The 25993-nt window shown below is 70.4% G+C and carries 19 protein-coding genes; 12 read left to right on the top strand and 7 right to left on the bottom strand.

Features of this window, described 5'->3' with window-relative positions; translation table 11 throughout:
• Nucleotides 1-60: 60 nt before the first annotated feature.
• Nucleotides 61-1284 (bottom strand): GAF domain-containing SpoIIE family protein phosphatase, encoded by a 1224-nt coding sequence (locus tag AB0I69_RS04375; protein WP_363093994.1) that lies wholly within the window; start codon nt 1282-1284, stop codon nt 61-63.
• Nucleotides 1285-1472: 188 nt separating this feature from the next.
• On the opposite strand from AB0I69_RS04375, the gene AB0I69_RS04370 reads away from it, so the two are divergent.
• Nucleotides 1473-1826 (top strand): hypothetical protein, encoded by a 354-nt coding sequence (locus tag AB0I69_RS04370; protein WP_363093993.1) that lies wholly within the window; start codon nt 1473-1475, stop codon nt 1824-1826.
• Between the two features lie 83 nt (nt 1827-1909).
• Here AB0I69_RS04370 and AB0I69_RS04365 read toward each other — a convergent pair whose 3' ends face one another.
• The 3 genes from AB0I69_RS04365 to AB0I69_RS04355 all read right to left on the bottom strand — a co-directional run bounded on the left by AB0I69_RS04365 (nt 1910) and on the right by AB0I69_RS04355 (nt 6354).
• The gene (locus tag AB0I69_RS04365) at nt 1910-4048 is read right to left on the bottom strand and encodes an RICIN domain-containing protein (protein ID WP_363094170.1); all 2139 of its coding nucleotides are present in this window, start codon (nt 4046-4048) and stop codon (nt 1910-1912) included.
• Nucleotides 4049-4265: 217 nt separating this feature from the next.
• Entirely contained in the window at nt 4266-5315 is a 1050-nt protein-coding gene (locus AB0I69_RS04360; protein ID WP_363093992.1) for a substrate-binding domain-containing protein, read from the bottom strand.
• 154 nt (nt 5316-5469) lie between these two features.
• The gene (locus AB0I69_RS04355) at nt 5470-6354 is read right to left on the bottom strand and encodes a LysR substrate-binding domain-containing protein (RefSeq protein ID WP_363093991.1); all 885 of its coding nucleotides are present in this window, start codon (nt 6352-6354) and stop codon (nt 5470-5472) included.
• A 115-nt stretch (nt 6355-6469) separates the two neighbouring features.
• On the opposite strand from AB0I69_RS04355, the gene AB0I69_RS04350 reads away from it, so the two are divergent.
• Nucleotides 6470-7363, top strand: coding sequence for an MBL fold metallo-hydrolase (locus AB0I69_RS04350; RefSeq protein ID WP_363093990.1), 894 nt, complete (start codon nt 6470-6472; stop codon nt 7361-7363).
• Nucleotides 7364-7372: 9 nt separating this feature from the next.
• Here the strand turns inward: AB0I69_RS04350 and AB0I69_RS04345 are convergent, their stop codons facing one another.
• Complete coding sequence (locus AB0I69_RS04345; RefSeq protein WP_363093989.1) at nt 7373-8875, bottom strand: serine/threonine-protein kinase; 1503 nt, start codon at nt 8873-8875, stop codon at nt 7373-7375.
• Nucleotides 8876-9147: 272 nt separating this feature from the next.
• Between AB0I69_RS04345 and AB0I69_RS04340 the strand changes: the two genes are divergently transcribed.
• The 3 genes from AB0I69_RS04340 to AB0I69_RS04330 all read left to right on the top strand — a co-directional run bounded on the left by AB0I69_RS04340 (nt 9148) and on the right by AB0I69_RS04330 (nt 13492).
• Nucleotides 9148-11385 (top strand): MMPL family transporter, encoded by a 2238-nt coding sequence (locus tag AB0I69_RS04340; RefSeq protein WP_363093988.1) that lies wholly within the window; start codon nt 9148-9150, stop codon nt 11383-11385.
• A gap of 137 nt (nt 11386-11522) precedes the next feature.
• Complete coding sequence (locus AB0I69_RS04335) at nt 11523-12839, top strand: histidine kinase (RefSeq protein WP_363093987.1); 1317 nt, start codon at nt 11523-11525, stop codon at nt 12837-12839.
• A complete protein-coding gene (locus AB0I69_RS04330) occupies nt 12836-13492 on the top strand; it encodes a response regulator transcription factor (RefSeq protein ID WP_363093986.1) in 657 nt (218 codons plus the stop codon). The genes AB0I69_RS04335 and AB0I69_RS04330 overlap by 4 nt, the downstream gene beginning before the upstream one ends.
• 14 nt (nt 13493-13506) lie before the next feature.
• On the opposite strand, the gene AB0I69_RS04325 is transcribed toward AB0I69_RS04330, so the two are convergent.
• On the bottom strand, nt 13507-16473 hold the full coding sequence (locus tag AB0I69_RS04325) for an AAA family ATPase (RefSeq protein ID WP_363093985.1): 2967 nt from the start codon (nt 16471-16473) through the stop codon (nt 13507-13509).
• Between the two features lie 525 nt (nt 16474-16998).
• On the opposite strand from AB0I69_RS04325, the gene AB0I69_RS04320 reads away from it, so the two are divergent.
• Both AB0I69_RS04320 and AB0I69_RS04315 read left to right on the top strand, forming a co-directional pair.
• Nucleotides 16999-17844, top strand: coding sequence for a hypothetical protein (locus AB0I69_RS04320; protein WP_363093984.1), 846 nt, complete (start codon nt 16999-17001; stop codon nt 17842-17844).
• Nucleotides 17845-18022: 178 nt separating this feature from the next.
• Nucleotides 18023-18550: a hypothetical protein gene (locus AB0I69_RS04315; RefSeq protein WP_363093983.1), complete on the top strand. Its 528-nt coding sequence runs from the start codon at nt 18023-18025 to the stop codon at nt 18548-18550.
• A gap of 268 nt (nt 18551-18818) precedes the next feature.
• Here the strand turns inward: AB0I69_RS04315 and AB0I69_RS04310 are convergent, their stop codons facing one another.
• Nucleotides 18819-19904, bottom strand: a complete 1086-nt coding sequence (locus AB0I69_RS04310) for a DUF5937 family protein (protein WP_363093982.1) — start codon at nt 19902-19904, stop codon at nt 18819-18821.
• Between the two features lie 149 nt (nt 19905-20053).
• Here AB0I69_RS04310 and AB0I69_RS04305 point away from each other — a divergent pair, with 149 nt between their 5' ends.
• The 5 genes from AB0I69_RS04305 to AB0I69_RS04285 are packed head-to-tail and all read left to right on the top strand — an operon-like array spanning nt 20054 to nt 25778.
• Nucleotides 20054-20818 carry an amino acid ABC transporter permease gene (locus tag AB0I69_RS04305; protein WP_363093981.1) on the top strand — a complete coding sequence of 255 codons (765 nt, stop codon included), beginning with the start codon at nt 20054-20056 and terminating at the stop codon, nt 20816-20818.
• A 3-nt stretch (nt 20819-20821) separates the two neighbouring features.
• On the top strand, nt 20822-21607 hold the full coding sequence (locus tag AB0I69_RS04300; RefSeq protein ID WP_363093980.1) for an amino acid ABC transporter ATP-binding protein: 786 nt from the start codon (nt 20822-20824) through the stop codon (nt 21605-21607).
• A gap of 49 nt (nt 21608-21656) precedes the next feature.
• Nucleotides 21657-22532 (top strand): transporter substrate-binding domain-containing protein, encoded by an 876-nt coding sequence (locus tag AB0I69_RS04295; protein WP_363093979.1) that lies wholly within the window; start codon nt 21657-21659, stop codon nt 22530-22532.
• Nucleotides 22532-24424, top strand: coding sequence for a CocE/NonD family hydrolase (locus AB0I69_RS04290; RefSeq protein WP_363093978.1), 1893 nt, complete (start codon nt 22532-22534; stop codon nt 24422-24424). The genes AB0I69_RS04295 and AB0I69_RS04290 overlap by 1 nt, the downstream gene beginning before the upstream one ends.
• Nucleotides 24417-25778: a CapA family protein gene (locus AB0I69_RS04285; RefSeq protein ID WP_363093976.1), complete on the top strand. Its 1362-nt coding sequence runs from the start codon at nt 24417-24419 to the stop codon at nt 25776-25778. Before AB0I69_RS04290 ends, AB0I69_RS04285 begins: the two co-directional genes overlap by 8 nt.
• Nucleotides 25779-25993: the final 215 nt, after the last annotated feature.

Raw genomic sequence — 25993 nt, 5'->3', positions numbered from 1 at the left:
CCGGAAAGCTGCGCGGCAGCACGGTGGAGCTGTGCACCAGTGCCACAAGGGAACAAATACCTAAGTCAGACTTCTGGGTCTCAGCCGGGCGGCAATCGCGGCGACGTCGTCCTCCGCCTCCTGGACGTGCAGGCGGAGCACGATGTCGTCGAGGAGGCGGGAGACGCCCTGGCCGGGTTGCAGGCGCAGTCGGGCCAGCCGGGAGAGCGAGACGTCGATGTCCTCGCCGCGCCGCTCGACCAGCCCGTCGGTGAACATGACCAGGGTGTCCTCGGGGGTGAGGGTGAGCGTGGTCATCTCGTAGTCGGCGAGGCCGGTGCCGAGGGGTGGGCCGACGGGGACGGGGATCAGTTCGCCGGCGCCGTCGCGGTGGAAGACGGCGGGTGACAGATGGCCCGCGCTGGCGAAGGCGGCCGTGCCCCGAGCCGGGTCCAGGAGGGCGAGCAGGCAGGTCGCGGGTCTGCGGTTGTGCTCCTCGGACATGGCCGTGTCCATCTGGCGCAGGATGCGATGGGGCGGCAGGTCGGTGGAGGCGACGTAGCGCAGCATCGAGCGGTAGGCGTTCATGTCGACGGCCGCGTCCAGGCCGTGCCCCATGACGTCGCCGATGACGAGGAGGGTGCGGCCGTAGTGCAGTCGTACGGCCTCGAACCAGTCGCCGCCGACGAGGGTGCCGCTGCCCGCGGGCAGGTAGCGGGTGGCCATCTCGACGTTGGGGTGGGGGCGGCTGGGTTCGGTGAGGAGGACCTGTTGCAGGTTCAGGGCGGTGGTGCGCAGACGGTGGTGTTCGACGGCGTGGTGCAGATGGGCCGCGGTGAGCCGGGCCGCGTAGTGCACGGCGGCGGCCTCGTCGTCACCGAACGGCTGCCCCGCACGGATCGTGAGGAGCGCGCCGTAGGCCCGGCCCCAGGCCGTCAACGGCACGGACAGGGCGGCCAGTACGCCGTGGTCGTTGGTGGTGAAGGACGTGGTGATCGGGTGGCCCGCGTCCAGGGCCCGGACCATGACGTCCTCGCGTGGCGCGGTCCGCAGGCTGGCGAGCAGGGCGGTGCGGCCCGCCGCCGCCATCGGGTGCAGCATGCCGTGCGGCGCCGGGCGGGCCTCGTCCTGCGCGAACAGGTCCACGGCCGCGGCGTCGCACAACTCGTCGACCAGGAACCTCGCGCACTCCGCCGCGGTCCTGCGCTCGTCGAGCGTCGACCCGATGGCGGAGACGGCCCGCTGCGCGAGCGCGAACCGATCCGTCGAACCCGCCTCTGACCGGGTAACCCCGTCGTCGTCCAAGACCGTCCCTTTCTGCCGCCCCCATCCCAACACCCGCGCGGGCGTTCGGGCGGTAGCGACCCGTGGTGCGGTGGCATCGGGTCGGGCGAGGGGGTGGCCGCCGGAGGCGAAACTCCGTGGCTGCGGCCCCCGTACCGCCGATAGCGTCCGATCCGATCCCTTGATCCCCTGCGCAGAGAGCGACCCCGATGACGACCCGGCAGCCGACGACCACCCTCTGGCGCCCCACCGGCCCCAAGGAGCTGGACCTGGTCCGGGCGCTCGGCCGGCGTGCCTGGCCGCCCCGGCTGCCCGAGCAGCCGATCTTCTATCCGGTCCTGAACGAGGACTACGCGATCCGGATCGCGAGGGACTGGAACGTGAAGCACGACGGCGCCGGGTTCGTGACGCGGTTCGAGGTGGAGTCGGAGTTCCTGACCCGGTATCCGGTCCAGCAGGCGGGCGGCCGGACGATTCTGGAGCTGTGGGTGCCGGCCGAGGAGTTGGACGAGTTCAACGCCCACATCGTCGGCGAGATCCGCGTGGTGCACGAGTTCCGGTGAGCGTCGAGCGGGAGTAGGTCGCGCCTGGACGTACGCGAAGCGGCGCCACCGTATCCGACGGTGGCGCCGCTTCTGTCGTGTGCCTAGGCGCGGCTCCATTGCTGGGTCGCGTTGCCCAGCCCGGTCCACAGCTCGACCTTCGAGCCGTTGGCCGTACCCCAGTTGGTCACGTCGATGACGAGGCCGTTGGAGCGGTTGACGATGGTGCCGTCCACGCGGAAGGCCCACTTCTGGCTGTTCTTTCCGTTGCAGGCCCAGAGGATGAGCGTGGTGCCCGCGGTGGTGCCGTCACCGTTCGCGGCCAGGCAGCTGCCGTTGACGCGGAGTTCGCCGGCCGTGGTCTGCGTGATGGTCTGGTTGGCGTTGCCCGAGCAGTCGTAGATCTGGACCTGGACGCCCGTCGCACCGTTCGGGACGTCGAGGCAGCGGCTGGAGTAGGTGCCCTTCAGCGTGAAGGTCGAAGCGGTGGGGAGCGGGTCCTGGACCAACTGCCAGTCCTGTGAGCCGTCGGTGGTGGCCGCCGCCACGGTGACGGAGCCGCCCGCGGTCGAACCGGTCATGTAGAGGCCGGTGTTGAGGACCGAGCGGAGCTTGTAGTAGCCACTCGTCGAGGACGCGACCTCGGTCCACTGTTTGTCGGTGGCTCCGTCGTCGACCCACTGGGCCAGTTTCTGCCCGGCCGTCGCCGTGCCGGTCCAGATGGCGGCCGAGCGTCCGCCGGCCTTGTTGAGCAGCGTGATGTTGCTGCCCTTGGCGGTGAGGTGCCAGCGCTGGGTGGTGGCCGCGGTGTCCGCCGCCAGGACGAGGTCGGGGGTGTTCCCGGTGAGGTTCGCGTCCTGTGTCTTCCCGGACGCGGTGCTCAGCACCTGGCCGGTGAGCCGGTTGACGAGGCTGTAGTAGGCGCCGTCGGAGCGGCCGAGGTCGACCTCGGCGTACTTCACGGGGCCCACGCTGGTACCGCTCCACGAGGCCTGGAGGACGAGGACGCGTCCGGTGCCGTCGACGTACTGGAGCATGCGGCTGTAGCCGGCGGCGATCGACGTCTTGTACTCCTTCCAGGTGCCGGTGGACAGCCCGGACTCGTTCACCCAGACGTCGCCGCTGCCGGAGGCGTTGTAGACGATCCGGCCGTCCGGCATCGGGAGCAGGACCGGGCTGCCGCCGGTGGAGAGAGTCGCCCCGCCCGAGGGCACGGGCAGTGAGGTGATCGCGGCGTCCGTGGCCGAGAAGAACTTCGTCGGGTCGTCGGATATCCGGTAGCGGACGTTGGTGCCGCCGCCCCAGTACTCGTACGTCAGAAGCCACTTGCCGTCGGTCGTCGGGGCGATGGTCGTCATGCCGGGCCGGCCGCCGCCGATCTCGGTCTTGCCGCCGCTCATGGTCACCGTGGAGCCCGGGACGTCGACTACCGGGGAACTCCAGGCAGTTGTGCTGCTCCCGTCCCAGGTGCGGTGCAGGAGGACCTGGCCGCCGGAGTCCGTCGCCGTGTCGTTGTCCGGGTCGAGGGTCGGGGCACCGGTGGTGGTGTTGTAGCCGGTGTAGTCGTCCTCGTCGGAGTAGTAGGCGATCAACGTGCCGTTGTGGGCGAGGAGATGGGGTTCCCAGACGGGGTCGACCTGGGCGTAGGTGTTGGCGGTCGAGACCCGGCCGACGCTGCCCGCGCTGCCGCCCTGCCAGCCGCCGGCCGCGATGATGTTCTGGATGCTCCAGGTCGCGCCGTCGTCCGTGCTGGAGTACAGGGCGAGCGCCACGTCCTTGCGGTCGCCGTCACTGGTGGGCGTCCAGCTGGAGTTGGCGGCCTTCTGCTCCTGGTAGTAGTAGTCGTCGCCGGAGACGATGCTCGCGAGCAGCAGGGTGCCGGCGCTCAGGCCGCCGACGTTCTGCGGGAGGACGTAGAGATACGGGTTGGTCCAATTGCTTGTGTATTTGGCGTACTTGGAGTCGCTGGAGAGATAGGCGGGTGCCTTGACGTCGGACAGTTTCGCCCATGTCGTGCCGTCGTCGTCGCTCTTGTACACGGGCAGTGTCTGGCCCACCGGAGCGGTCTGGTCGTTCTCGAAAGTGGCCACGATCCGGCCGTCCGCCAACTGGGCCGACTTCGGGTAGAGAACACACGGGCTCTTGCTGCACGCGGCGGTGTTGGTCGCCGTATACAGATTCGCGGGACTCGGCTGATAGGCCGACGCGCTCGTCGTGGAGGCGATGGCGAATGCCACGCCCATGCCGAAGGCGGTCGCCGCAGCGAAAACCTTTCGCGCCCAAGATCTGGTCAACAGCGTTCCTTTCACCGGGGGGAAGGCGCGCACCACGTTCCAGGGGTGCCGGAGTTTCCGGAGGTCCCAGGGGGATGGAATGGGGGTGCGGAGCAGGAAGCCAGTATTCGGATGCGACACCGCGATGTCACCGGCAGGTGTCGAAAGTGTTTCGCAGGATTGCGAGTTACGCGGTATTGACGTGCTCGGTCCGGCGGCGCACGGAGGTCGAGGTCCGCAGGACGAGTTCCGTGGCCAGCTCGATGCGCGGGGAGACCGGCTGCCTGCCCCGGGCCAGTTCCAGGAGTACCCGGGTCGCCTCGCGGCCCAACTCCTCGAAGGGCTGGCGTACCGCGCTCAGCGGTGGGCAGGCCATCGCCGCGACGAGTGTGTCGTCGAAGGACATGACCGCCAGGTCGTCCGGTACGGCGAGGCCCTGCTGCCGGGCCGCCTCCAGCACGCCGAGCGCCTGCGCGTCGCTGGCCGCGAAGACGGCCGTGGGCGGGTCGTCGGCCCGCAGGATCTGGCCGGCGGTGGCGAGCGCCTCGGCGTAGTCGAAGTCGGTCGAGCGGACGATCGCCGGATCGTAGGCGATCCCGGCCTCCTCCAGCGCGGCCCGGTAGCCGTGCACGCGGGCCGCCCCGGCCAGGGAGTGGGAGCGGCCCGCGACCATGCCGATCCGGGTGTGCCCGAGGTCCAGCAGGTGCTGTACGGCGTCGCGGGCGCCGCTCCAGTTGGTGACGCCGATGCTGGGGATGTCCTCCGAGGGGGCGCTGAGCGGGTCGATCAGCACCACCGGGAGGCGTTGCTCGACGATGCGGCGCTGGTCCTCCTCGGACAGCATCGAGATCACGATGACGATCCCGGCCGCGCCGAGCGCGACGCACTGCTCCAGCCAGCCGGAGATCGACCGCCGGCTCGTCGTGCCGGTGACCACGTCGATGCCGAGCGCGCCGGCCGCGTCCACGATGCCGCGGACCACCTCCAGCGTGTACGGCCCGGACAGGTCCCGGAACACGGCGATGATCTGCCGGGGTGTCGTGGGATCGCGCTCCCACGGGCGGACGAAGCCGTGCCGGGCGAGGAGTTCCTCGACCCGCTCGCGTGTCCGCGCGCCGACGTCCCGGCGCCGGTGCACCACTTTGGACACCGTGCTGAGCGAGACCCCCGCCTCCGTGGCGATGCTCGTCAGGAGGCCGTACTGCGCCTCAAGTTGTCCCTTGTCGCGACCTGTCACCCGACGCCCGTTCCGCTCGCCGAACACCGATGCGCCGGACCGCATCGCGTACCTGGCCAGTAACTTTGCCGCAACGTAACGGGGCGGGGGCCGCGGAGGCAAGACCGGTGCACGTCCCTCTCACACGGTTCGACCTGCGGGGAACGCGCGGTCCTCATTCCACGCGAGCCGGATCAGTGGTGCGATGGACGGCCTCGGCGATCCGCACGAAGGAGCGGATCAGTGGCGTGGTGTCGGCGGCGCGCCAGGCGATGACGAGCCTGCTCGGCGGCATGTCGGTCAACGGCACCACCGTCAGCCCCTCCGGCAGGTCGTGCCCGAGCGGCATCAGGCCCACGGTGCTGTTCCACAGAACGGACTGCAGGCACTCACGAGCCGTCCGTACAACAGGCCCGTCACTGCGCCGGCCCTCGACCGCCGACCCGGTCCAGTACGCCTCCCAGACCGGGTCCGTGCCGTCCGGGAAGCGGAACCAGCGGCGCTCGGCGAGGTCGGCCAGGCGCAGGCCCGCGCTGCGGGCGAGCGGGTCGTCCGTACGCAGGACCACACCGACCTGCTCCGAGCGCAGGGTCCGGGTGGCGATGCCGGTGTCGTCGAACGGTGTCCTGGTCAGCGCCACGTCGACGAGCCCGACCCGTAGTCCCGCGGTCGGATCGGTCAGGTCCGACTCGCGGACGAGGATGCGGGCGGCGGGGTGCTGCTCCCGGTAGGCGGCGGCGAGTCGGGTGCCGAACTGCACCACGCTGTCCGCGAGCGTGCCCACCGTCAGGGTGACCGGTCCGGCCAGGGCGGTCACGCGGGCCCGCACCCGGTCGGCCTGTGCGAGCAGGGCGCGCGCCTCCTCGTGGAGCAGGACACCGGCCGGGGTCAGGGCCACGCCTGTGGGCGAGCGCAGCAGGAGGGCGCAGCCGAGCTCGGCCTCCAGCTGTTTGATCGCCCGGCTCAGCGGCGGCTGGGTCATCCGCAGGCGCGCGGCGGCCCGGCCGAAGTGGAGTTCCTCGGCGACCGCCACGAAGTAGCGCAGCGTGCGTAGCTCCATGACCGGCGATGATACCGACGAGGTATCGGCCGCGCAGGATCGGTCTTGGACGTCTCCAGGTGTCCCGCGGTGGAGTGGTGAGTGGACGAGATCGTCGTACTGCTGAGGAGCTGCCATGGCCGACCATGTGTTGTCCGACCCCGTCGTACACATCACGGACGTGCGGGAGCTGGGCCGTGACGTGGTGGTCGTACCCGACCGGCGGGTGCAGTTGGTGCCCAACATCGGTGTCATCGGCGGCCGGGACGCGGTGCTCGTCGTGGAGACGGGGCTGGGGCCGCGGAACGCCGAGCGGGTGCTGGAGTTCGCGTCCGAGTACGCCAGGGGACGCAGGTTGTACCTCACGACGACCCACTTCCACCCGGAACACGCCTTCGGGGCGCAGGTGTTCGCGGGCGAGGCGACGTTCCTCCTCAACCGGGCGCAGGCCGAGGACCTGAAGGTGAAGGGGCCGGGCTATCTCGACATGTTCCGGGGGCTCGGCGAGCGGGCCGCCCGGCACCTCGAAGATGTCGTGCTGCCGGAGCCCGACCTGGTCTACGACGAGGCGTACGACCTCGAACTGGGCGGCCGGGTCGTGCAGTTGCGGGCCACCGGCCGGGCGCACACCAGGGGCGACCAGGTGGTGCGGGTGCCGGACGCGGGCGTGCTGTTCACGGGGGATCTGGTGGAGGCCGGGCAGTTCGCCATCTTCCCGTGGTTCCCGCCGTACGACATCGACGTCTCGGGCACGCGCTGGGTCGGGGTCATGGAGCGGCTCGCGGGTGAGGGGGCCCGGGTCGTGGTGCCCGGCCACGGGGACGTCGGGGGGCCGGAGTTGCTCGCGGACGTCCGTGACTATCTGCGGCTGCTGCGGGACGAGACATGGGTGCGCCGCGACTCGGCGATGGGCGAGGAGACGATCGTGGAGGAGGTCAGGGCGCTCATGGTCGAGCGGCATCCGGAGTGGACCGAGCGGGACTGGATCGAGAAGGGGGTCGGCTGTCTGTGCGCCGAACACCCGGCGTGAGCCGGTGAGTTACGACGCGTTCGTCACGAAGCCGTCCCTGGCCGTGTCGAAGACGGGACGGTAGGTGTCCCATTTCGCGTCCGGGGCGGAGAGGTAGATGTCGTACTCGCGGTCGCCCTCCCGGCCGAAGCCGAGGTCGATGGCGCGGAACATGCGGGCCCGGCCCTGGAAGGTGAACTCCCAGATCGCGGCGGGCTGTTGCTGGAAGGTGGTCTGCTGCATGCGGAGCCTGCGGTACGTGGGGTAGTTGACCTTGGTGTTGGCCTCGATGTCCGCGAAATGCGTGCTCGGATTGGGGCCCGCCGGGTCCACGATCCCGATGGTGAGTCCGGCCAGGCCCGTCCCGTCGGTGTAGGTGACCCCCTCCGCCGTCCGCTTGCCGGCCTTCCAGCCGTCCGGAACCGGGAAGGAGACGCCGAGTTGGCGGTCCCGGACGAGGTGATAGCCCACCGGCACGGGCGATGCGGAGGCCGTGGTGCTGGGACTGCCCGTCGCGTGCCCGGGTACGGACTTCGACGTCGTGTGCAGCACGAACGCTGTGGCCGCCACAGCAGCGGCCACAGCGATGGCGATCCCACCGAGCACAAGCCGTTTCCGACTCCGCCGCCGCCCACGGCCTGGCTCCCCCACAGGCTTCGGGTCCGTTCCTACGACGGTCAAGTCGGCGGTGTCCGGGGGCAGTTCGGCCGTCGACTCCCCCCACCACGCGGTCTGCAGGGCCCGCTCCGCCTGTTCCGCCGTCGGCCGCTCGTCGGGCTCCTTGAACAGCAGCGCTTCGATGAGCGGCTCCAGCGGTCCGGCCTGCTTCATGGGTTCCAGCGGGTCCACGGCGATGGCGTACGCGGTCTCCATCGCGGTGACCCGGCTGAACGGTGGCCGCCCCTCGACGGCCTGGTAGAGCGTGGCGCCCAGGGCCCACAGGTCGGAGGCGGTTCCGGGGGTGAGGCCGCGGATCCGCTCCGGGGCCATGTAGTGGATGGAGCCGACCATCTCGCCGGTCTTGGTCAGCGTCGACGTCCCTTCCGTCATGGCGATGCCGAAGTCGGTGAGGACGATCCGGTCGCCGGCGCCGAGCAGGACGTTGCCGGGCTTGACGTCGCGGTGCAGCACACCGGCGGCGTGGGCCGCGCGCAGGGCGGCGACCATGTCGAGGCCGATCCGGGCCGCCTCCTGGTGCGGGAGGGTCCGGCCGTCCTTGAGGAGGTCGGCGAGCGTGGTGCCCGGGACGTACTCCATGACGATGCAGGGGTGTCCGTCGTCGTCCACGACGTCATGGACGACGATCACGTTCGGGTGCGCGATGCGGGCGGCGCTGCGGGCCTCGCGGCGGGTGCGCTCGTAGCGGGTGGCGAGTTCGTCGGCGGAGAGTTCCGGGCGGGCGTGGAGCCGCTTGATCGCGACCTGGCGGCCGAGCACCTCGTCGTCGGCCCGCCAGACGGTGCCCATGCCGCCCCGGCCGATCTGCTCGGTCAGCCGGTAGCGCCCGGCGATGCGACGCCCTTCGTCCGACACGGTGTCCTCCGCCGGTTCTGTCCATGTTCGATTCGCCTGATCACCATAACCGGCTCTTGTCCCGGATCGTGTGGGGCGGATCACTGCGACGGCCCGGGCGGGAGGGCCGGCCACCTCGACTGGAGGGTGGAGAGGGCCTAGTACCCCGGTACTAGTCGCCCCCGCCGTTTTCACTTCCCCGGTGCCGCGGATGCCGGAAAAGGCGCTCTTAGCGTGAAGGCGTGGGTCGCGCAGGCCCTCCTCTTTCTATCGAACCTGGTGGGAGTACTCCCGTGGCCACCTTCCTCTACCGGCTGGGCCGGTTCTCGTTCCGGCGCCGACGGCTCGTCCTGATGCTGTGGATCGCCGCCCTGGCGGTCGTCGGCATCGGTGCCATGAACGTCTCGACGAGCACGTCCGACAGCTTCACCCTCCCCGGCACGCAGTCGCAGAAGGCGATCGACCTGCTGGGGAAGGAGTTCCCGCAGGCGTCGGCCTCCGGCGCCACCGCCCGCGTGGTGTTCGAAGCGCCCAAGGGGCACACACTGGCCTCCGGCGCCGACAGGACCGAGGTCCAGTCGCTGATCGCCGACCTCAAGAAGGCCCCCCAGGTCGCGAACGTCTCCGACCCGTACCAGAGCGGCCTGATCAGCAAGTCCGGCACCATCACCTACGCCCAGGTCACCTACAAGGTCGCCCAGGCCGACGTCACCGACGCCGCGCGCAACGCGCTGCACTCCGTGGCCGACCAGGGCGAGAAGGCGGGCCTCTCGGTCAGCCTGGGCGGCAACGCCGTACAGGAGAAGGCGGGCAGCAGCAGTACCGAGCTGATCGGTCTGCTGATCGCGGCCGTGGCGCTGGTCATCACCTTCGGGTCGCTGCTCGCGGCCGGGCTGCCGCTGCTGACGGCGATCTTCGGGGTCGGGACGGCGGTCGCCGCCATCACGGTCGCGAGCGCGTTCTTCGACCTCAGCTCGGCCGCCTCGACGCTGGCGCTGATGCTGGGCCTGGCGGTGTCCATCGACTACGCCCTGTTCATCGTCTCCCGGTACCGCAGCGAGATCCGGGACGGCCACGAACCGGAGGAGGCCGCGGGCCGCGCGCTGGGCACCGCCGGTTCCGCGGTGGTGTTCGCCGGTCTCACCGTCGTCATCGCCCTGGCCGGCCTGAGCATCATCGGCATCAGCATGCTGACCACCATGGGCCTGGGCGCCGCCTTCGCGGTCGTCGTCGCCGTACTGATCGCGCTGACCCTGCTGCCCGCGATGCTGGGCTTCGCCGGGATGCGGATCATGGGCAGCCGGTTCACCAGCCGCCGGATGCGCGCCCTGCAAGACGGCGGCAAGGGTGAGACGACGGGCGTGCGCTGGGCCCGGTTCGTCACCCGCAACCCGCTGAAGATGCTGGTCGTCTCCGTCGTCGGGCTCGGCGTCCTGGCCATCCCCGCCCTGTCGATGCGCCTGTCCCTGCCGGACGACAGCATGTCCGCGCCGGGCACCAGCGAGCGCATCGCCTACGACACGATCACGAAGGGCTTCGGCGACGGCTACAACGGCCCGCTGACCGTGGTCGTCGACGGCCGGGGCAGCAGCGACGCCAAGACGGCCGCACAGGACGCGGTCGCCCAGCTAGGCAAACTGTCCGACATCGCCGCCGTACGCCCCGCCGTGTTCAACCAGAACGGCGACGTGGCCCTCATCTCCGTCGTACCGAAGAGCTCGCCCAGCAGTCAGGCCACCGTCGACCTGGTCTCCGAGATCCGCGACCGGGGCCCGGCGCTGAAGTCGGACACCGGCGCGGAGCTGATGGTGACCGGCACGACCGCGCTGAACATCGACGTGTCCCACAAGCTGAGCGGCGCCCTCATCCCCTACCTGGGTGTGGTCGTCGGCCTGGCCCTGGTCCTGCTCCTCCTGGTGTTCCGCTCGATCCTGGTCCCGCTCAAGGCGGCCCTCGGCTTCCTGCTCAGCGTGCTCGCCACACTCGGTGTCGTGGTCGCCGTGTTCCAGTGGGGCTGGCTGGCGGACCTGTTCGGCGTCGACGGGACCTCGCCGATCGTGAGCGTCCTGCCGATCTTCATGATCGGCGTGGTGTTCGGGCTCGCCATGGACTACGAGGTGTTCCTGGTGACCCGGATGCGTGAGGCGTACGTCCACGGAGCCGAGCCCACGGAGGCGGTGATCGCGGGCTTCCGGTACAGCGCCCGGGTGGTCACGGCCGCCGCGGTCATCATGATCTCCGTGTTCGCCGGGTTCCTGCTGGACGACGTGGCGCTGATCAAGTCGATCGGCCTGGGCCTCGCCTCCGCCGTCCTCTTCGACGCGTTCGTCGTCCGCATGACGCTCGTGCCGGCGGTGATGACCCTGCTCGGCCGCCGCGCCTGGGCGCTGCCCGGCTGGCTGGACCGGGCGCTGCCCAACGTCGACGTCGAGGGCGAACGGCTGCACCACCTGCTGGCCGAGACCCCGGACGACGGCTCCGCCGACCCGGACAAGGCGCCCGTGTCGTCCGGCGCCACCGGCAAGAGCTGAGGCAGCGGCCGTACGATCCACACCAGGACGCCGATTCCGGACGTACGGCCCCCTGTCGACCACACCGTCCCCGCCCGCCGGTCCCCTCCCCCCCGGGACCGGCGGGCGGCCCGCCTGCACCATGGAGGGTGTCTCCCGTGACCGCAGCACCGACGACGGACCGGCCTCTCAAGCCCGAGAGCCTGATCGGACGGACCCGGCTGGGCGACTCCGAGTACCGGTCGGTCGTCCGGCTGCTCACCTGGCTGGGGCGGGTGCGGGCAGCCGACGTGGCGCATCCGCGGGTCAGGCTGTGGGGGGTGCCCGCCTTCTACGCCCTCGGCGGCATTCCGGCCCTGGTACTTGCGGCACAGGACTCCGGCCCCGCCTTCGTGCTGACGCTGGCGGTCACGGCGGGGTACACCGTGCCGTTGCTGTGGCGGAGGCAGCGGCCCGTGCTGGTCTTCGCCTTCCTGGTCGTCCTGTCCGAGGTGTCCCTGTTCCTCGGCGTGGACTCGGGTTCGAGCGCCACCCAGCTGGTGGCGCTGCTCAACCTGGGGCGCTTCGGGTCGCCCGGCCAGCTGGCCGTCGGCGTGGTGTACAACCTCGTGCAGACTTTCGTGTCGATCGTCTTCTTCAACGGCCTCAAGGAGTCGAGCCAAGCGGCCAGTACCCCGGTGCTGGCGTTCCTGGCCGTGGTCGCCATCCTGTCGATGGCCGCGCTGGGGCTGGCCGGGAAACTGGTGAACGCCTACATCGAGGCCCTCCAGGAACACGCCGTACGTCTGGAGAGGGAGCGCGACCAGCGAGCCCGGCTCGCCGCGGCCACCGAACGCGCCCGCGTGGCACGGGAGATGCACGACATCCTCGGCCACACCCTCGCCGTGATCGTCGGCCTCGCGGGCGGCGCCGCCGGGCTCGCCGAGACGAAGCCGAAGCGGGGCGCGGACACGCTGCGGATCATCGCCGAGAGCGGGCGCGGCGCGCTCGCCGAGCTGCGCCGGCTGCTCGCCGTCATCCACGACGACGAGCCCGACGACACTCCGCTCGCGCCCCAGCCCGGACTGGCCGATCTGGGCGCCCTGATGGAGCGGGTGAGGGCCGCGGGTCCCGCCGTCACCCTGCACCTCAAGGGCGAGCTGACCGGTCTCGCCCAGGGACTTCAGCTCGCCGTGTACCGCATCGTGCAGGAAGCCCTCACCAACACGCTGAAGCACGCGGCACCGCACACGACGGTCGACGTCACGGTCACGGCCGGCCCGGAGGCGGTGAGTGTCACCGTCGAGGACACCGGCCCGCTTAAGGCATCCGGCACCGACGAGCACGGCAAGGGCCTGGTCGGCATGCGCGAACGGGCCGCGCTCTACGGCGGACAGGTCACCGCGGGCCCCAACTCCCGTGGCGGCTGGACCGTGCACGCCCTCCTCGTCCCCATCTCGCCCGCCCCCGACCTCACGGAGAAGCACTCGGCATGACCACCGTCCTCATCGTCGACGACCAGGCACTGCAACGCCTCGGCTTCAGCATGCTCATCGAGCAGTACCCCGACCTGAGCACCGTCGGCGAGGCCACGCACGGCGTCGAGGCGGTCCGGCTGACGGCCGAACTGCGCCCGGACGTCGTCCTGATGGACGTCCGTATGCCCGGCATGGACGGCATCGAGGCCACCCGCCGGATCGTGCAGTCCGGCGGACGCTCCCGCGTCCTGGTGCTGACCACCTTCGACCTCGACGAGTACGCGTACGCGGCGCTGCGCGCCGGGGCCAGCGGCTTCCTCCTCAAGGACGCGCTGCCCGAGGAACTCGTCGCGGGCATCCGCGCGGTGGCCGCCGGGGACGCCGTCATCTCCCCCGGCCTGACCCGCAAACTCATCGACGCCTTCGGCGACCGGATGCCCGGCCGCACCGCCGAGCAGGACCGCCGCCTCGACACCCTCACCGACCGCGAGCGCGAAGTGCTCACCGTCATGGCCTCGGGCTGGAGCAACACCGAGATCGCCGAACGCCTCTGCCTCGCCGAGTCCACCGTCAAGTCCCACGTCAGCCGCATCCTCGCCAAGATCGGCGCCCGGGACCGGGTCCAGGCGGTGATCTTCGCCTACGACGCCGGGTTGGTACGGCCGGCTTGAACAGAACAGGGCCACTACTTCAGGTGACCACCCCAACTGACGTAGGAGGCGCGGTCGTTCGCCGGGTGACCGGTGTCGGAGCGTTGTCGCGCAGTGCGGCAGCGGGTCACGACGGACGCCAGGGCGGCGCGGGAGGACACTCCGGTCTTGCGGTAGATCCTGGCGATGTGTGACTCGACGGTGCGCGGGCTGAGGTAGAGCCGGTCGGCGATCGCCCGGCTGCTGAGGCCTTCCGCGACCAGGTCGGCGATCTCTCGTTCGCGTCCGGTCAGCGCGGCGAGTTCGTCGGCCGGTTCCACCAGGGCGCCGAAGACCGCCGGGCGTATTCGTTCGGCCACGCCGACGAGCAGGTGTGCACCGCCTTCCACGGCCAGGTGATGTCCCCGGTGCCATTTCGCCGCCGCGTCGGCGGCGTCTCCGGTGGCTCGCCTGTGCGGGGCCGCGAGGAGCAGGCACTGTGCCTCCCGCAGTGTCGCCCCCGACCGGGCGCTCAGCTCCGCGGCTTCGGCGAACAGTCTGCCGGCCTCGGCCGAGTCCCCGTGGTGGGCGGCGACCTGGGCGAGGCTGCTCAGTGCCGCCGCGCGCTGGGCGGGCAGGCCCAGTTGGTCCGCTTCCTTGCAGGCGCGCTCGGCCCAGTCTGCGGCGTCCTCGGGTCTGCCGGTGGCGAGGGCGGCGTTGACGAGCAGCTCCAGATGGCCGGGGCGCACCGTGGCCTGCAGGTGGCGCAGCTCGTCGTCGCCTCCTCTGCCCAGAAGGGTGTCCATCGCCCGGTGCGGATCGCCGGAGTCGAATGCCGCATGGGCGAGCGCGCAGGCCGCCAGGTCTGCCCACCAGGTGTCGCTGTTGCAGGCCGCGACCGCTTCTTCGGCCACGGACAGCGCGTCCGGACTGCCCGCGGGCCGGGCCTGGAGCAGGACGTGGGCCTTGAAGGCGAGGGTGAAAGCCAGCAGGTCGCCGCAGTCCAGGGATCGTGCGATCTCCGCGGACTCCTCGGCGAGTTCCAGTGCCGTGGTGATCCGGCAGGTGTCGAGGTGGATGTGCGCCCGCACCGTCAGGAAGTGCGGCATGAGATAGACCTGTCCGGTGCGCCGGATGATCTCCAGGCCTCGGTCCAGGTGCCGTTCGGCCTCTTTGTGGTGCTGCAGGAACATCTCGGTCCAGCCGAGTACGCACAGGTACTCGGCCAACTCGGCGAGGCCGTTGTCGGTCATCGCGTCCACCAGTTCGGCCGCGGATCTGGCGAGGGCGCGGGCCGCGGCCGTCTCGCCCTCGTACACCTCTCCCAGGGCGAACAGGGTCAGGGCAGCCACCTCGCCGATCTCGTCACCGAGCGAACGCGCGGTCCGCAGCACCTCGGCGATGTCCGCCCGGACCTCCGGGAAACGGGCGGCGGCAATCGCGCAGGAACACAGTTCCAGGCCGAGTCTGACGGTCCCCAAAGGTGTCGGTCCGGGTCTTCGGGCCAGCTCACGGCGCAGCAGCGCCTGGGCCTCCGGGTGGCGTCCCAGCTTGCGTTCGACCCGGACGCAGAAGGTGACCGCGGAGGTGCGGAGGTCGTCGTAGCCGCTCCCGTCCGTGCCGTCCATGACCTGGTGCAGCAGGTCCCGGCTCTCCTTCAGCCTGCCGCTCACGGCGAGAGCGCGGGCTCGCAGCAGGGTCAACTCGCCTTGCATGGAGGCGTGTTCGGGGTCGTCAGGGAGGAGTCGCAGTACGACTCCGAGCCAGTGCGCGGAGGTCGCCGGGGCGGTCGCGGCACTCTGCCGGGCTGCGGCGACGAGGATGTCGGCGGCCTGCTGGTCCCAGCCGCTCAGCGACTGTTCGACATGGTGTGCCTGCTCCATGACGGAGGCGCCGGCCACGGCGAGTGCGCCCGCTGCCCGGCGATGCAGTTCCTCGCGTCGCCAGGGGTCGATGGCCTCGTGGACCAGCGCCCGGACCAGCGGATGCCGCAGTACCAGTCGCCGCCCGCCGTGCTCCCGGCGTATCACGTCGCGCCGTATCAGACCGCTCAGCGCCTCGATGACGGTCTGGGAACCGCAGTCGGTGAGGGAGCAGAGCGTCGTGGTGGTGGTGTGGTCCCCGAGGACGGCTGCGGCCTCCACGATCCGGCGTTCCAGCGGGCTCAGGGGCGCGAGTTCGTCGAGCAGCAGCGCGCCCAGCCCGGCGGACAGACCGTCCCGTCCACCGGGTACCGCCGAGGGGGAGACCGAGATCGGGCGGGTCTCGCGGTGGGCCTTGAGGAGGGCGAGGAAGTACAGCGGGTTGCCGTTGCTCGCCTCGTAGAAGCCGGCCGCCACTGACGGCGGAAGGTCACCGGCCAGCGTCTCGACACAGTCGCGCTCGGACAGCGGCCCCAGGGCGAGCCGCAGCACGGTCCCGTCGTCGACTCCGCGGGTGAGCGTGGCGCTGAGGGACGGCGGAGCCTGCCGGTCCCGGTGGGAGACGACGAGGAGGACCGGAGCCGGTACGGGGTGTCGAACGAGGTGGTCCACCAGTTCGAGCGACGCCGGGTCGGCCCAGTGCATGTCCTCCAGCATCATGACGAGTCCTGCCCCGCCGACCCGGCCCAGCACGGCCGCCGTGTCCTGGTACAGCCCGAACCGGCCGGCGGCATCCCCTTCGGACGGCACTTCGCCGACACCGCTCAGCACCGACGACAACTCCGCAAGCACGGGGAGGCGTTGCCTCGTCGACGCGTCGAGATCCGCGAACGCGTCGGAGAACGGCCGGAGCGGGCTGTGCCGTTCGTATTCCGCGGCCCGGCCGCGCAGCACTGTCATCCCTCGTGCACGGGCCCGGGACGCGAGCTCCGCCACCAGTCGGCCCTTGCCGATCCCCGCCTCACCCGTGACTTCGACGACGGCAGACTCACCCCGCCCCAGTCCGTCCAACACCGCATCCAGGCGGGCGAGTTCGTCACCTCGGCCAACGAACGCCGCCCTGCCCGCCTGCTCCCCCGCCAAGCCGAACCCCTCGTCCACAGCGATCCCTTCTCCGGCATGGCAACCCGGTCGTGCCACCGTGGCGTGATGTGTCCGAGTACCACCCCTACCGGGCGGAACACGCACTTCTGTTGTCCACACAGACCATTCGTACAACATCGCACTGACAGTGCCGGCCACCTCGCCATCCCGGACAGGGGTCTGCGTCCGCAGCATGCCGGGCGAGTGCGGCGGCGATCATGACGGCTCCCGCCACATCAACGGGCCATGGGTCTCCTGTCGGTACTCGGCATCCGGCTGCTGTTCCGCCTGGGCCACAACGCCCCTGGACAGCGCAGCTGTTGATGCGTGCAAATGCACGGAATCCGTACGTCACGTCGCGAACTTCCCCGCCTTCGACAGCAGACCTGACCGCGCAATTGCGTAGTTTCACCGAAGCGCGCCGGTGATGCCTGATGAGAGCCTTCCTCGGTGCCGCCCTTCGGCGAGGGTCCCGGGCCCCTGGAAGGAGCGGCGTTCGACGCGAAAGCCGATCAGCCGATCAGTTCTCATGGGGGGATTCATATGCGCATGCGCGCCGCGACCGCTGTCTTTTCCGGTGCCGTCGTCCTGTCCACGCTCGCGCTTCCGGCCGCTCAGGCGTCGGAGGGACCCAGCGCGTCGACGAAGCTCGGGGCCTTCTCCGCGAAGGCCGTTCAGCCCAGAGACTCGTTGGGCAACACCAAGTTCTCGAACGCGGTCGTCAACGGTGGCAAGGACATCGTCCTCGGCACCACCGGCACGAAGTCCGTCACCGTCACGTACACCGCCAAGGACGCGAACGGCGTCGCCCTCACCGAGGCCTTCCTGTGGCAGGGCACCGACAGTTCGACCACGGACGGCATCACCGGCGGCCTGGGCACGGACGACGACCCCAACTGCACGGAGACGGCGACCCAGGGCACCTACACCTGCAAGGCCGTCTTCAACATCAAGCCCGCCACCGACATGAAGGACAACGGCGTGGCCGGGACCTGGAAGCTGTTCCTGGGCGCCTGGGACCTGTACGCGAACGCCAGTTACAACGACGACGTCGCCACCACCGCGATCAAGAAGGCCTCCACGCTGACCGCCGACGCCACGCCCGAGCCGGTCAAGAAGGGCAAGACCATCACGGTCACGGGCAAGCTCGCCCGCGCGAACTGGTCGACGGGCAAGTACGCGGGCTACGTGTCCCAGCCCGCGAAGCTTCAGTTCCGCAAGAAGGGCAGCAGCACCTACACCACCCTCAAGACGGTCAAGACCAACAGCACCGGCGTCCTGAAGACCACCACCACGGCCACGGTCGACGGTTACTTCCGCTACGTCTTCGCGGGCACGACCACCACCGCCGCGGCCACAGCGCCCGGCGACTTCGTCGACGTCAGGTAGGCCAAACGGGCACCGGTACGAACTCGCCCGAATGAAGGGGGCGTTGGCAGCGTGGTGACTCACACCGAGGGTCGCTCCGCTCCCGACGCCCCCGACGCCGCGGCGGCTGCGGGCCGGGCAGTGACCGCAATCGAGGATTTACCCGTGCCTTGGCCTTCACAGGACGGAAGACCACCACATGACTCAACATCAAGGCGACCCGGCGCCGACGACCGGCGCGGCCGACGCCTATCTGGCGGGACTCCGTGAACGGCTTGCCGCCGACGGGTCGGTGGTGACCGCGACCACCTGGCGCGAGCGCCCTGTGATGATCGGCAGCCGGGCGGACCGCAAGGCACGCTGGTTCGGCACCAAGGCCGAGCTGTTCGTCTTCGCCGCCGCGGTCCCCGAGGTCGACCAGGCTTTGCTGGTCGCGTACACCGGGTGGGCCCTGGAGTACGCGAAGAACCTGCGGAGCGGGCTGGCCGGCGCCCGCAACGCAACGATGGTCCTGCCCGCGCTGGTCACCGCCAACGCCCAGCCGGCCGCGCGGAAGTGGGCCGCCCAGGACGGCCGACTCCTCGGAACGTCCCTGATCGGACGCCCTATAACGGTGGAGACGTCGGGTACGGGAGTCACCCGGGTCACCATGTACCGGGGCGGGAGCATGTACGGCGGGATGTTCACGGGGCACGTCCTGGAGAAGGCGGCGCTGTACTTTTCGTAGGGCCGGTCCGGCGGATCGGGTCGCGCTCGGAGTGCTGTTCCGCCCGTTTCCACCTGAGTTGGACGAGCTCCCGCCGGACTTCGTGCGCGTCCGCCCGCGCATCCGCTCCTGACGGACAGTCACCACCCGTTGAAATCTCCGAGGTCGTCCCGCCGGGTTCACCGCCTGGTGAGCGGGAGGCTCCGGAGACAGCTCCGCCCACGCGTCGAGATCGACGAACGGGAATCGGCCCAACCCGCTCCCGGACCCCGCCCCGCCGCCCCGGCCGTCAGCGGATGATCGAGGTCAGTACGTCGACGCCCAGCCGCATCAGGCAGTCCGTGTCCAGCCGGTGGTGGATCTGCCGACCGTCCCGGCGGGAGTTCAGCAGGCCCGCCTCGCGCAGTCGGCCGAGGTGACGGGAGACCTGGGGAAGGGTCATGCCCGTCCGTACGGCGAGGTCGGACGTGGTGATCGGCTCGTTCACCAGGTGGCGGCAGAGGGACAGCCGTGCGGGATCGGACAGGATCGACAGCCGGAGCCGTACCTGTGCCAGCGTGGCCCGTTCCGGCTGCTGGCCCGTGTTCTCGACGGGGAAGTGGACGACGAGCGGGTACGGCGGATCGTCCTTGACGATCAGATGCGGCCGGGCGTGCGCGGACGGTACGAGCAGACAGCGGCGACCGCGCAGATCGGCTCTGAGCGACTGGAGTTTGTCGAAGGCGACCGACGGCGGGTTGTGTCCGACGGTGGCGTTGGGGCTGAGCGAGGCGAGCGCCTCGGGCAGGGGCAGTGCCTGCACCCGGGCCCGGACCCGGGTGCATTCGTTCTCCAACCGGTGCCGTACCCGCGCCCATTCGGTGTCGAAGAACTCGGCCGCGCAGCGCCGGAGCAGTTCCAGCAGCCCGGTCCGTGTCCGCTCCGGGGTCTGGAGCAGGCTGCGGGCCAGCTCGCCGCGGCTGAAGGAGCGCCGTTCGCTGGACACCGTGTAGGCGTCGCGCACCGCCTGGTCGGTGAGCAGGTCGGCGGTGTCGAAGACGCCGCCGTGCACGGTCGGCGCGGCGCCCATGACGAAGTCGTCGAGCGACAGCGCCTCCAGCCGGGCGAGCTCCTGTTCCAGTGTTCTGCCCAGCGGCGGTTCCAGCGGCATCAGCAGGCGGCAGCGCCGCCGGGTCCAGAGGGGCGCGTAGACCGCGATCAGGCTCTGGGACTCCGGCGACAGGTCGGCGCGTATGCGTTCCAGCCATGGGCGTACGGCGAGGTGGTGCTCGGGCTCGGCGATGGAGTGGAGGCACGCCATCAGTTCCGCGAGCGGGGAGAGGCCGACCGCCACATCCGCCGGAACAGCGCCTTGCAGGTTGATGACGACGGTCATGCGGCGCAGCGTACAGCCGATGCTTACCGCACCTGCGGTAAGCATCGCCGCCACCGCCGACCGGCAGACCTAGGCTGCGTCCAATTCCGCCGCTTTGAGCAGTCGTCGCGTCCGCTCAGAGCAGTCCGCGCAGCGAGAGGCTCCGGCCGATGCACCTGTTTCTGCAGACGTTCTTCAACCCCGACGAACTCCTGAAAGCGTTCCCCGTCCTGCTGACCGAGGGCCTGCGCAACACCCTGCTGATCGCCGGCCTCGCGATCGTCTTCGGCGTCGTGCTCGGCGTGCTCCTCGCGATGCTGCTGCTGTCGCACCGCCGGTTGGTGCGGTTGCCCGCTCGGATCTACGTCGACGTGTTCCGCGGTCTGCCCGCGATCGTGACCGTCAGCCTGGTGGGCCTGGGCCTGCCCTCGGCCGGGATCCGGCCGTTCGGCAGGGATCCGCTCGGGTACGCCGTCCTCGCCATCGGCCTCATATCCGCGGCCTATCTCGCGGAGATCTTCCGCTCGGGCATCCAGGCCGTCCCGGCCGGGCAGTTGAGCGCCGCGCGCAGCCTCGGCATGTCCTATCCGACGGCGATGCGGGTGATCGTCGTACCGCAGGGCGTTCGGAACGTACTGCCCGCGCTGGCCGGCCAGTTCATCATCGACATCAAGGAGAGCGCGCTGGTGTATCTCCTCGGGCTCGGCCTCGGGCAGCGCGAGCTCTACTTCATCGCGCAGGAGCGGCAGGCGGCCACGTACAACTCCTCGGCGCTGGTGGCCGCGGGTGCCTGCTACCTGCTGCTCACCGTCCCGCTCACCTTCCTGGTCAACCGGCTCGACCTGCGGCTGCGCGACGGCGGACGCAGACAGAGCAGAGCGACGGTCGCGCCGAGCCCCGTCCCGCCGTCCACTCCGTCCGTACTGGAGGTCTGAGCCATGACCGGAACGCTGTCCGAGAAGAACCCCCGCGCCGACGGGACGGGGACGGCCGCCGCCGTGGCGGTCGGCGTGCGTGACCTGCACAAGCGCTACGGCGAGGTCGACGTCCTGCGGGGCGTGGATCTGGAGGTCGCGGCGGGCGAGACGGTCTGTGTGATCGGCCGGTCGGGTTCGGGCAAGTCCACGCTCCTGAAGTGCGTGAACCTGCTGGAGCAGCCGACCGCGGGCGAGATCCGCCTCGGCGGCGACCTGATCACCGGCCCCGGCGTGGACGTCGACGCGGTCCGCACCCGGGTGGGCATGGTCTTCCAGCACTTCAACCTGTTCCCGCACCTGAGCGTCCTGCACAACGTGACCGTGGCCCTGCGCAAGGTCCGCAAGATGGACAGGCGGGCCGCCGAGACCGCCGCCATGGCTCAACTGGAGCGGCTCGGCCTCGCGGCGCTCGCCCACTCCCGGCCGGGCCGGCTGTCGGGCGGTCAGCAGCAACGGGTCGCCATCGCCCGCGCGTTGGCCATGGAACCCGAGGTCATGCTGTTCGACGAGGCCACGTCGGCGCTGGACCCAGAGCTGGTGAAGGACGTCCTCGACGTGATGCGGCTGCTCGCCGACTCGGGCATGACGATGATCGCCGTCACGCACGAGATCGGCTTCGCCCGCGAGGTCGCGGACCGGGTGATCTTCATGGACGAGGGCGTCATCGCCGAGTCGGGCCCGGCCCGCCCGACGCTGGAGAACCCCGGGACGACACGCCTGCGCGAGTTCCTCGCCCGCGTTCTCTGAAGCACTCCTCCCACCCCACCACCCCCTGCTTACCCAAGGAGAACCACCCGTGTCCGTAACATCCCGTAATCTTCCCGGGCGTCGTCGCCCGCTCCTCACGCTCCTCGCCCTGTCCGGCCTCGTCCTCCCGCTTGCCGCCTGCGGCAGCGGTTCGGACACCGCCAAGACGTCCGACGCCAATCCGTACGGCCTGATCGAGGCCGGAACCATCAGATCCGCCACCCAGACCGGCCAGCCACCCTTCGCCTACGCCAAGGACTCGGGTCAACCGACCGGATTCATCGTGGACTTGACGGACGCGGCGGCCAAACGCCTTGGGCTGAAGGTCGATTACAAGTCGACGTCGGTCACCGCGTCACTGGCCGGACTGACCGCCGGCCAGTACGACCTGGCCTCGTCCGGCCTCGGGGTCACCGAGGAGCGGGCCAAGAGTGTCGACTTCACCAAGCCGCTGTTCTGGAGCACGGTGACCGTCCTGACGACCTCGAAGAGCAGGATCTCCACCTTCGACGGCTTCAACGGCAAACGGGTCGGAGTGGTGACCGGATCGTCGCAGGAGGCCCAACTGCCCACGCGGATACCGAAAGCGGACCCGGTGCAGTTCCAGACCCCGAACGCGGCGGTGAGCCAACTCCTCAACGGCAGCATCGACGCCTTCATGGTGGGCGGTCCGGACGCGACGGAGTTCGCCAAGCAGTACCCCGGTCTGCGGCAGGCGGTGTCCGCCCCGGTCGACCACCCGACCTCGATGGCGGTGCCCAAGCACCACTCCGCCTTCCTCAAGGCCCTCGACCAGCAGTTCGCCGCCATGGTCGCGGACGGCAGCTACGCCAAGCTGTACCGCAAGTACTTCACCACCCGGCCGGAGCCCGAACTCCTCACCGCCTGGCCCGCGTTGAAGTCGCAGTTCCCCGGCGCCAAGTGATGGCGGCCGACGAGGACACGTGGCAGCGGGTGCCACTGCCCGGCGGGCGGACCTGCTGGCGGCGGGTGCTGCGGACGACGGTCAGGGACGGTGTACGACTCGTCGCCGACGTCTACGCCGACCGGCCCGACCCGGGACCGGGACCGGTCATCCTGGAGCGCACCCCCTACGGCCGTCGGGCCCCGCGCGCCTCCGACGGTGCCCTCGGCGCCGAGAACCCGCCCGCGCCCGAGACCGCGGCCGAGGTGTTCACCCGGGGCGGGTACCGGATCGTACGGCAGGACTGCCGGGGCCGCGGCGACTCCGAGGGCACCTTCGTCAAGTACCTGAACGAGGCAACCGACGGCTACGACACCGTCGAGTGGATCGCCGCCCAGCCCTGGTGCGACGGCCGGGTCGCGACCATGGGCGTCTCCTACTCCGCGCACACGCAGGCCGCCCTCGCCTCGCTGGGCGCACCCCATCTGGCCGCGATGTTCCTCGACTCCGGCGGCTTCGCCAGTGCCTACGAGGCGGGCACCCGGATGGGCGGCGCCTTCGAACTCAAGCAGGCCACCTGGGCGTTCCACCGCGCCAAGGTGAGCGAGACGGTACGCACCGATCCGACCCTGCGCGCCGCACTGGAGGCGGAGGACCTCAGTGCCTGGTTCACCCGCATGCCCTGGCGGCGCGGCGCGAGCCCGCTGCGGTTCGTCCCGGAGTACGAGGACTACCTCCTCGAACAGTGGGAGAACGGCGCCTTCGGCCCGTACTGGGAACAGCCGGGCATCTACGCCCGCGGCTTCTACGACGACTTCCCCGACGTGCCGAGCCTGCACATGTCCAGCTGGTACGACCCCTACATCCGCACCGCCACCGAGAACTTCCGTGAGCTCGGGCGCAAGAAGCACAGCCCGGCGTATCTGGTGCTCGGCCCGTGGACGCACGGTGCGCGCAGCCGGAGCTTCGCGGGAGACGTCGACTTCGGCCCGCAGGCGCGGCTGGAGGGCAGTCTCGCCGAGCACTACGCCGCGATGCGGCTGAGCTGGTTCGACGCGCACCTCGGACCGGAGGGCATGGCCGACCCGCCGCCTCCGGTGCGGTACTTCCTCATGGGCGGCGGCTCCGGGCGGCGCACCGCCGAGGGACGGCTCGACCACGGCGGACGCTGGTGCACCGCCACCTCCTGGCCGCCCGAGGAGAGCGTCGACCTCACGCTCGTCCTGGGCAGTTCGGGAACACTCACGACCGCGTCCGACACGACCGACACCCAGGACTCCTTCCTGGAGTACGACTTCGACCCCCGCGACCCCGTACCCACCCTGGGTGGCCAGGTCACCTCCGGCGAACCGGTGATGAGCGGGGGCGCCTTCCACCAGCACCCCGACGACCGGTTCTTCGGCGTGACCGAGCCCCATCTGCCCCTCGACAGCCGGCCGGACGTACTGGTCTTCCAAACCCCGCCGCTCACCGAGGACTTGGCGGTCGCCGGACCGGTCACCGTGCATCTCACCGTGTCGTCCACGGCCCGTGACACCGACTTCACGGTCAAGCTCGTCGACGTCCACCCGCCGAGCACGGACCATCCTCAGGGTTTCGCGATGAACCTCACCGACGGCATCCTGCGCTGCCGCTACCGCGACTCCTTCAGCGATCCGGAGCTGATGACACCGGGAGAGCTGTACGAGATCACCGTGGAGGCGCCCGACACGGCGAACCTGTTCCTGGCCGGCCACCGGCTGCGGCTCGACGTCAGTTCCAGCAACTTCCCCCGCTTCGACGTCAATTCCAACACCGGTGGCACGGAGGTCGGCGACCGGCGCAAGGTCGTCGCCACCAACAGGGTCCACACGGGCGGCCGTTCGTGGCTGACGCTCTCCGTGCTCCGGACCAAGGACACCCCGGATGACTGACGGAGCGCTGTCGCCCGCCTGGCGGCACGCCAATGTGCGCGACGGCTTCACCCTCGCCGCGGTCGGCGACCTGATCCTCGACGACGCGCTCGCCCCGCTCCTGGAGGCCCGCTCGCCCCGCTTGCCCGACCTGCTGCGGTCGGCCGACGTGACCTTCGGCAACTTCGAGAGCACGGCACTCGACCTGGCGGCCTTCGACGGCTGGCCCGAGGCCGAGTCCGGCGGGTCATGGCTGATCAGCACCGCTCAAGTACCTGCGGATCTAAGCCGGTTGGGGTTCGACCTGGTGGCCAGGGCCAACAACCACACCACCGACTGGGGCGTGGCCGGCATGCGCTCCACCGACCGGCTGCTCACCGAGGCGGGCATCGTCCACGCCGGCACCGGCGACACTCTCGCCGACGCCCGCTCCCCGCGCTTCCTCACCACCCCCGCGGGCCGTGTCTCCCTGGTCTCGGTCGCCTCCCGCTTCGAGCCCATGTCCCGCGCCGCCGACCCTCTCGGCCGCGTCCCGGGCCGCCCCGGCGTCAACGCCCTGCGCACCACGCGGCATGTGCTCGTCCCGGCCCAGCGGCTGCGCGAACTCGCCCTGATCCGCGACGCGTTGCCGCCCGGATCGGTCCGCGCCTCCGTCCTCGCGGCGGACCGCAGGGACGACACGGTCACGCTCTTCGGCACCCGCTACGCGGCCAAGCCCGGCCCCGAGCCACACACCGACACGGTCGAATTCCACTTCTCCGTCCACGAGTCGGACCGCCGCGAGGTGCTGCACGCCGTCCGGCAGGCCAAACAGACCTCCGACTTCACGATCGCCACGATGCACACCCACGAGCCCGGCAACTACAGCCAGGAACCCCCCGACTTCCTCCCTCCCCTCGCCCGCGAGGCGATCGACAACGGCGCCGACGCGTTCCTCGGCCACGGCCCCCACCAGCTCCGCGGTATCGAGGTGTACCGGGGCCGCCCGATCTTCTACTCCCTCGGCAACTTCTTCTTCATGGAGAACACCCAGCAGCCACTGACTCGGGGCGCCTACGACAAGGACGGCGGCCACGAGCACGAGACCGAGGCCGAGTTCCTCGAACGCAAGCGGGTCCACGGAGTCTTCGGCGAACAGATCTGGTACGAGTCGGTGGTCGCCGTCAGCCGCTTCGACTCCCCCGGCACCCTCCGAGCCGTAGAACTGCATCCGATCGAACTGCACTGGGACAGCCCCCGCGACGCCGACCGAGGCATCCCCCGGCCGGCCGATCCGCCCACCGCGGAGCGGATCCTGTCGCGGCTGCAACGGCTCTCCGAACCGTTCGGCACGGAGATCGCCATCAGGGACGGCGTGGGCCACCTCGTCCTGTGATCCTTCGCTGTGAGATGAACGACCCGGTGCGCGGTGCACCGTAGATGCCCGTGGGGCAACGGTCTGCCATCGCGTCCAGCACCAGCACCAGCACCAGCACCAGCGGTGCAACTGCGACCCTGCGGGCCGGCGGTCCGACCGTGACGAAACCAAGGAACGTCGACTCGGGCGCCGTACTGACAACGCCAGCTTTTCGACTCGCCGATAGCCTGCAC

The organism is Streptomyces sp. NPDC050508 (assembly GCF_040655155.1).
Classification (GTDB): Bacteria; Actinomycetota; Actinomycetes; order Streptomycetales; family Streptomycetaceae; genus Streptomyces.
The sequence above is the reverse complement of the archived record's forward strand: the minus strand, read 5'-3'. Positions and strand labels throughout refer to the sequence as shown.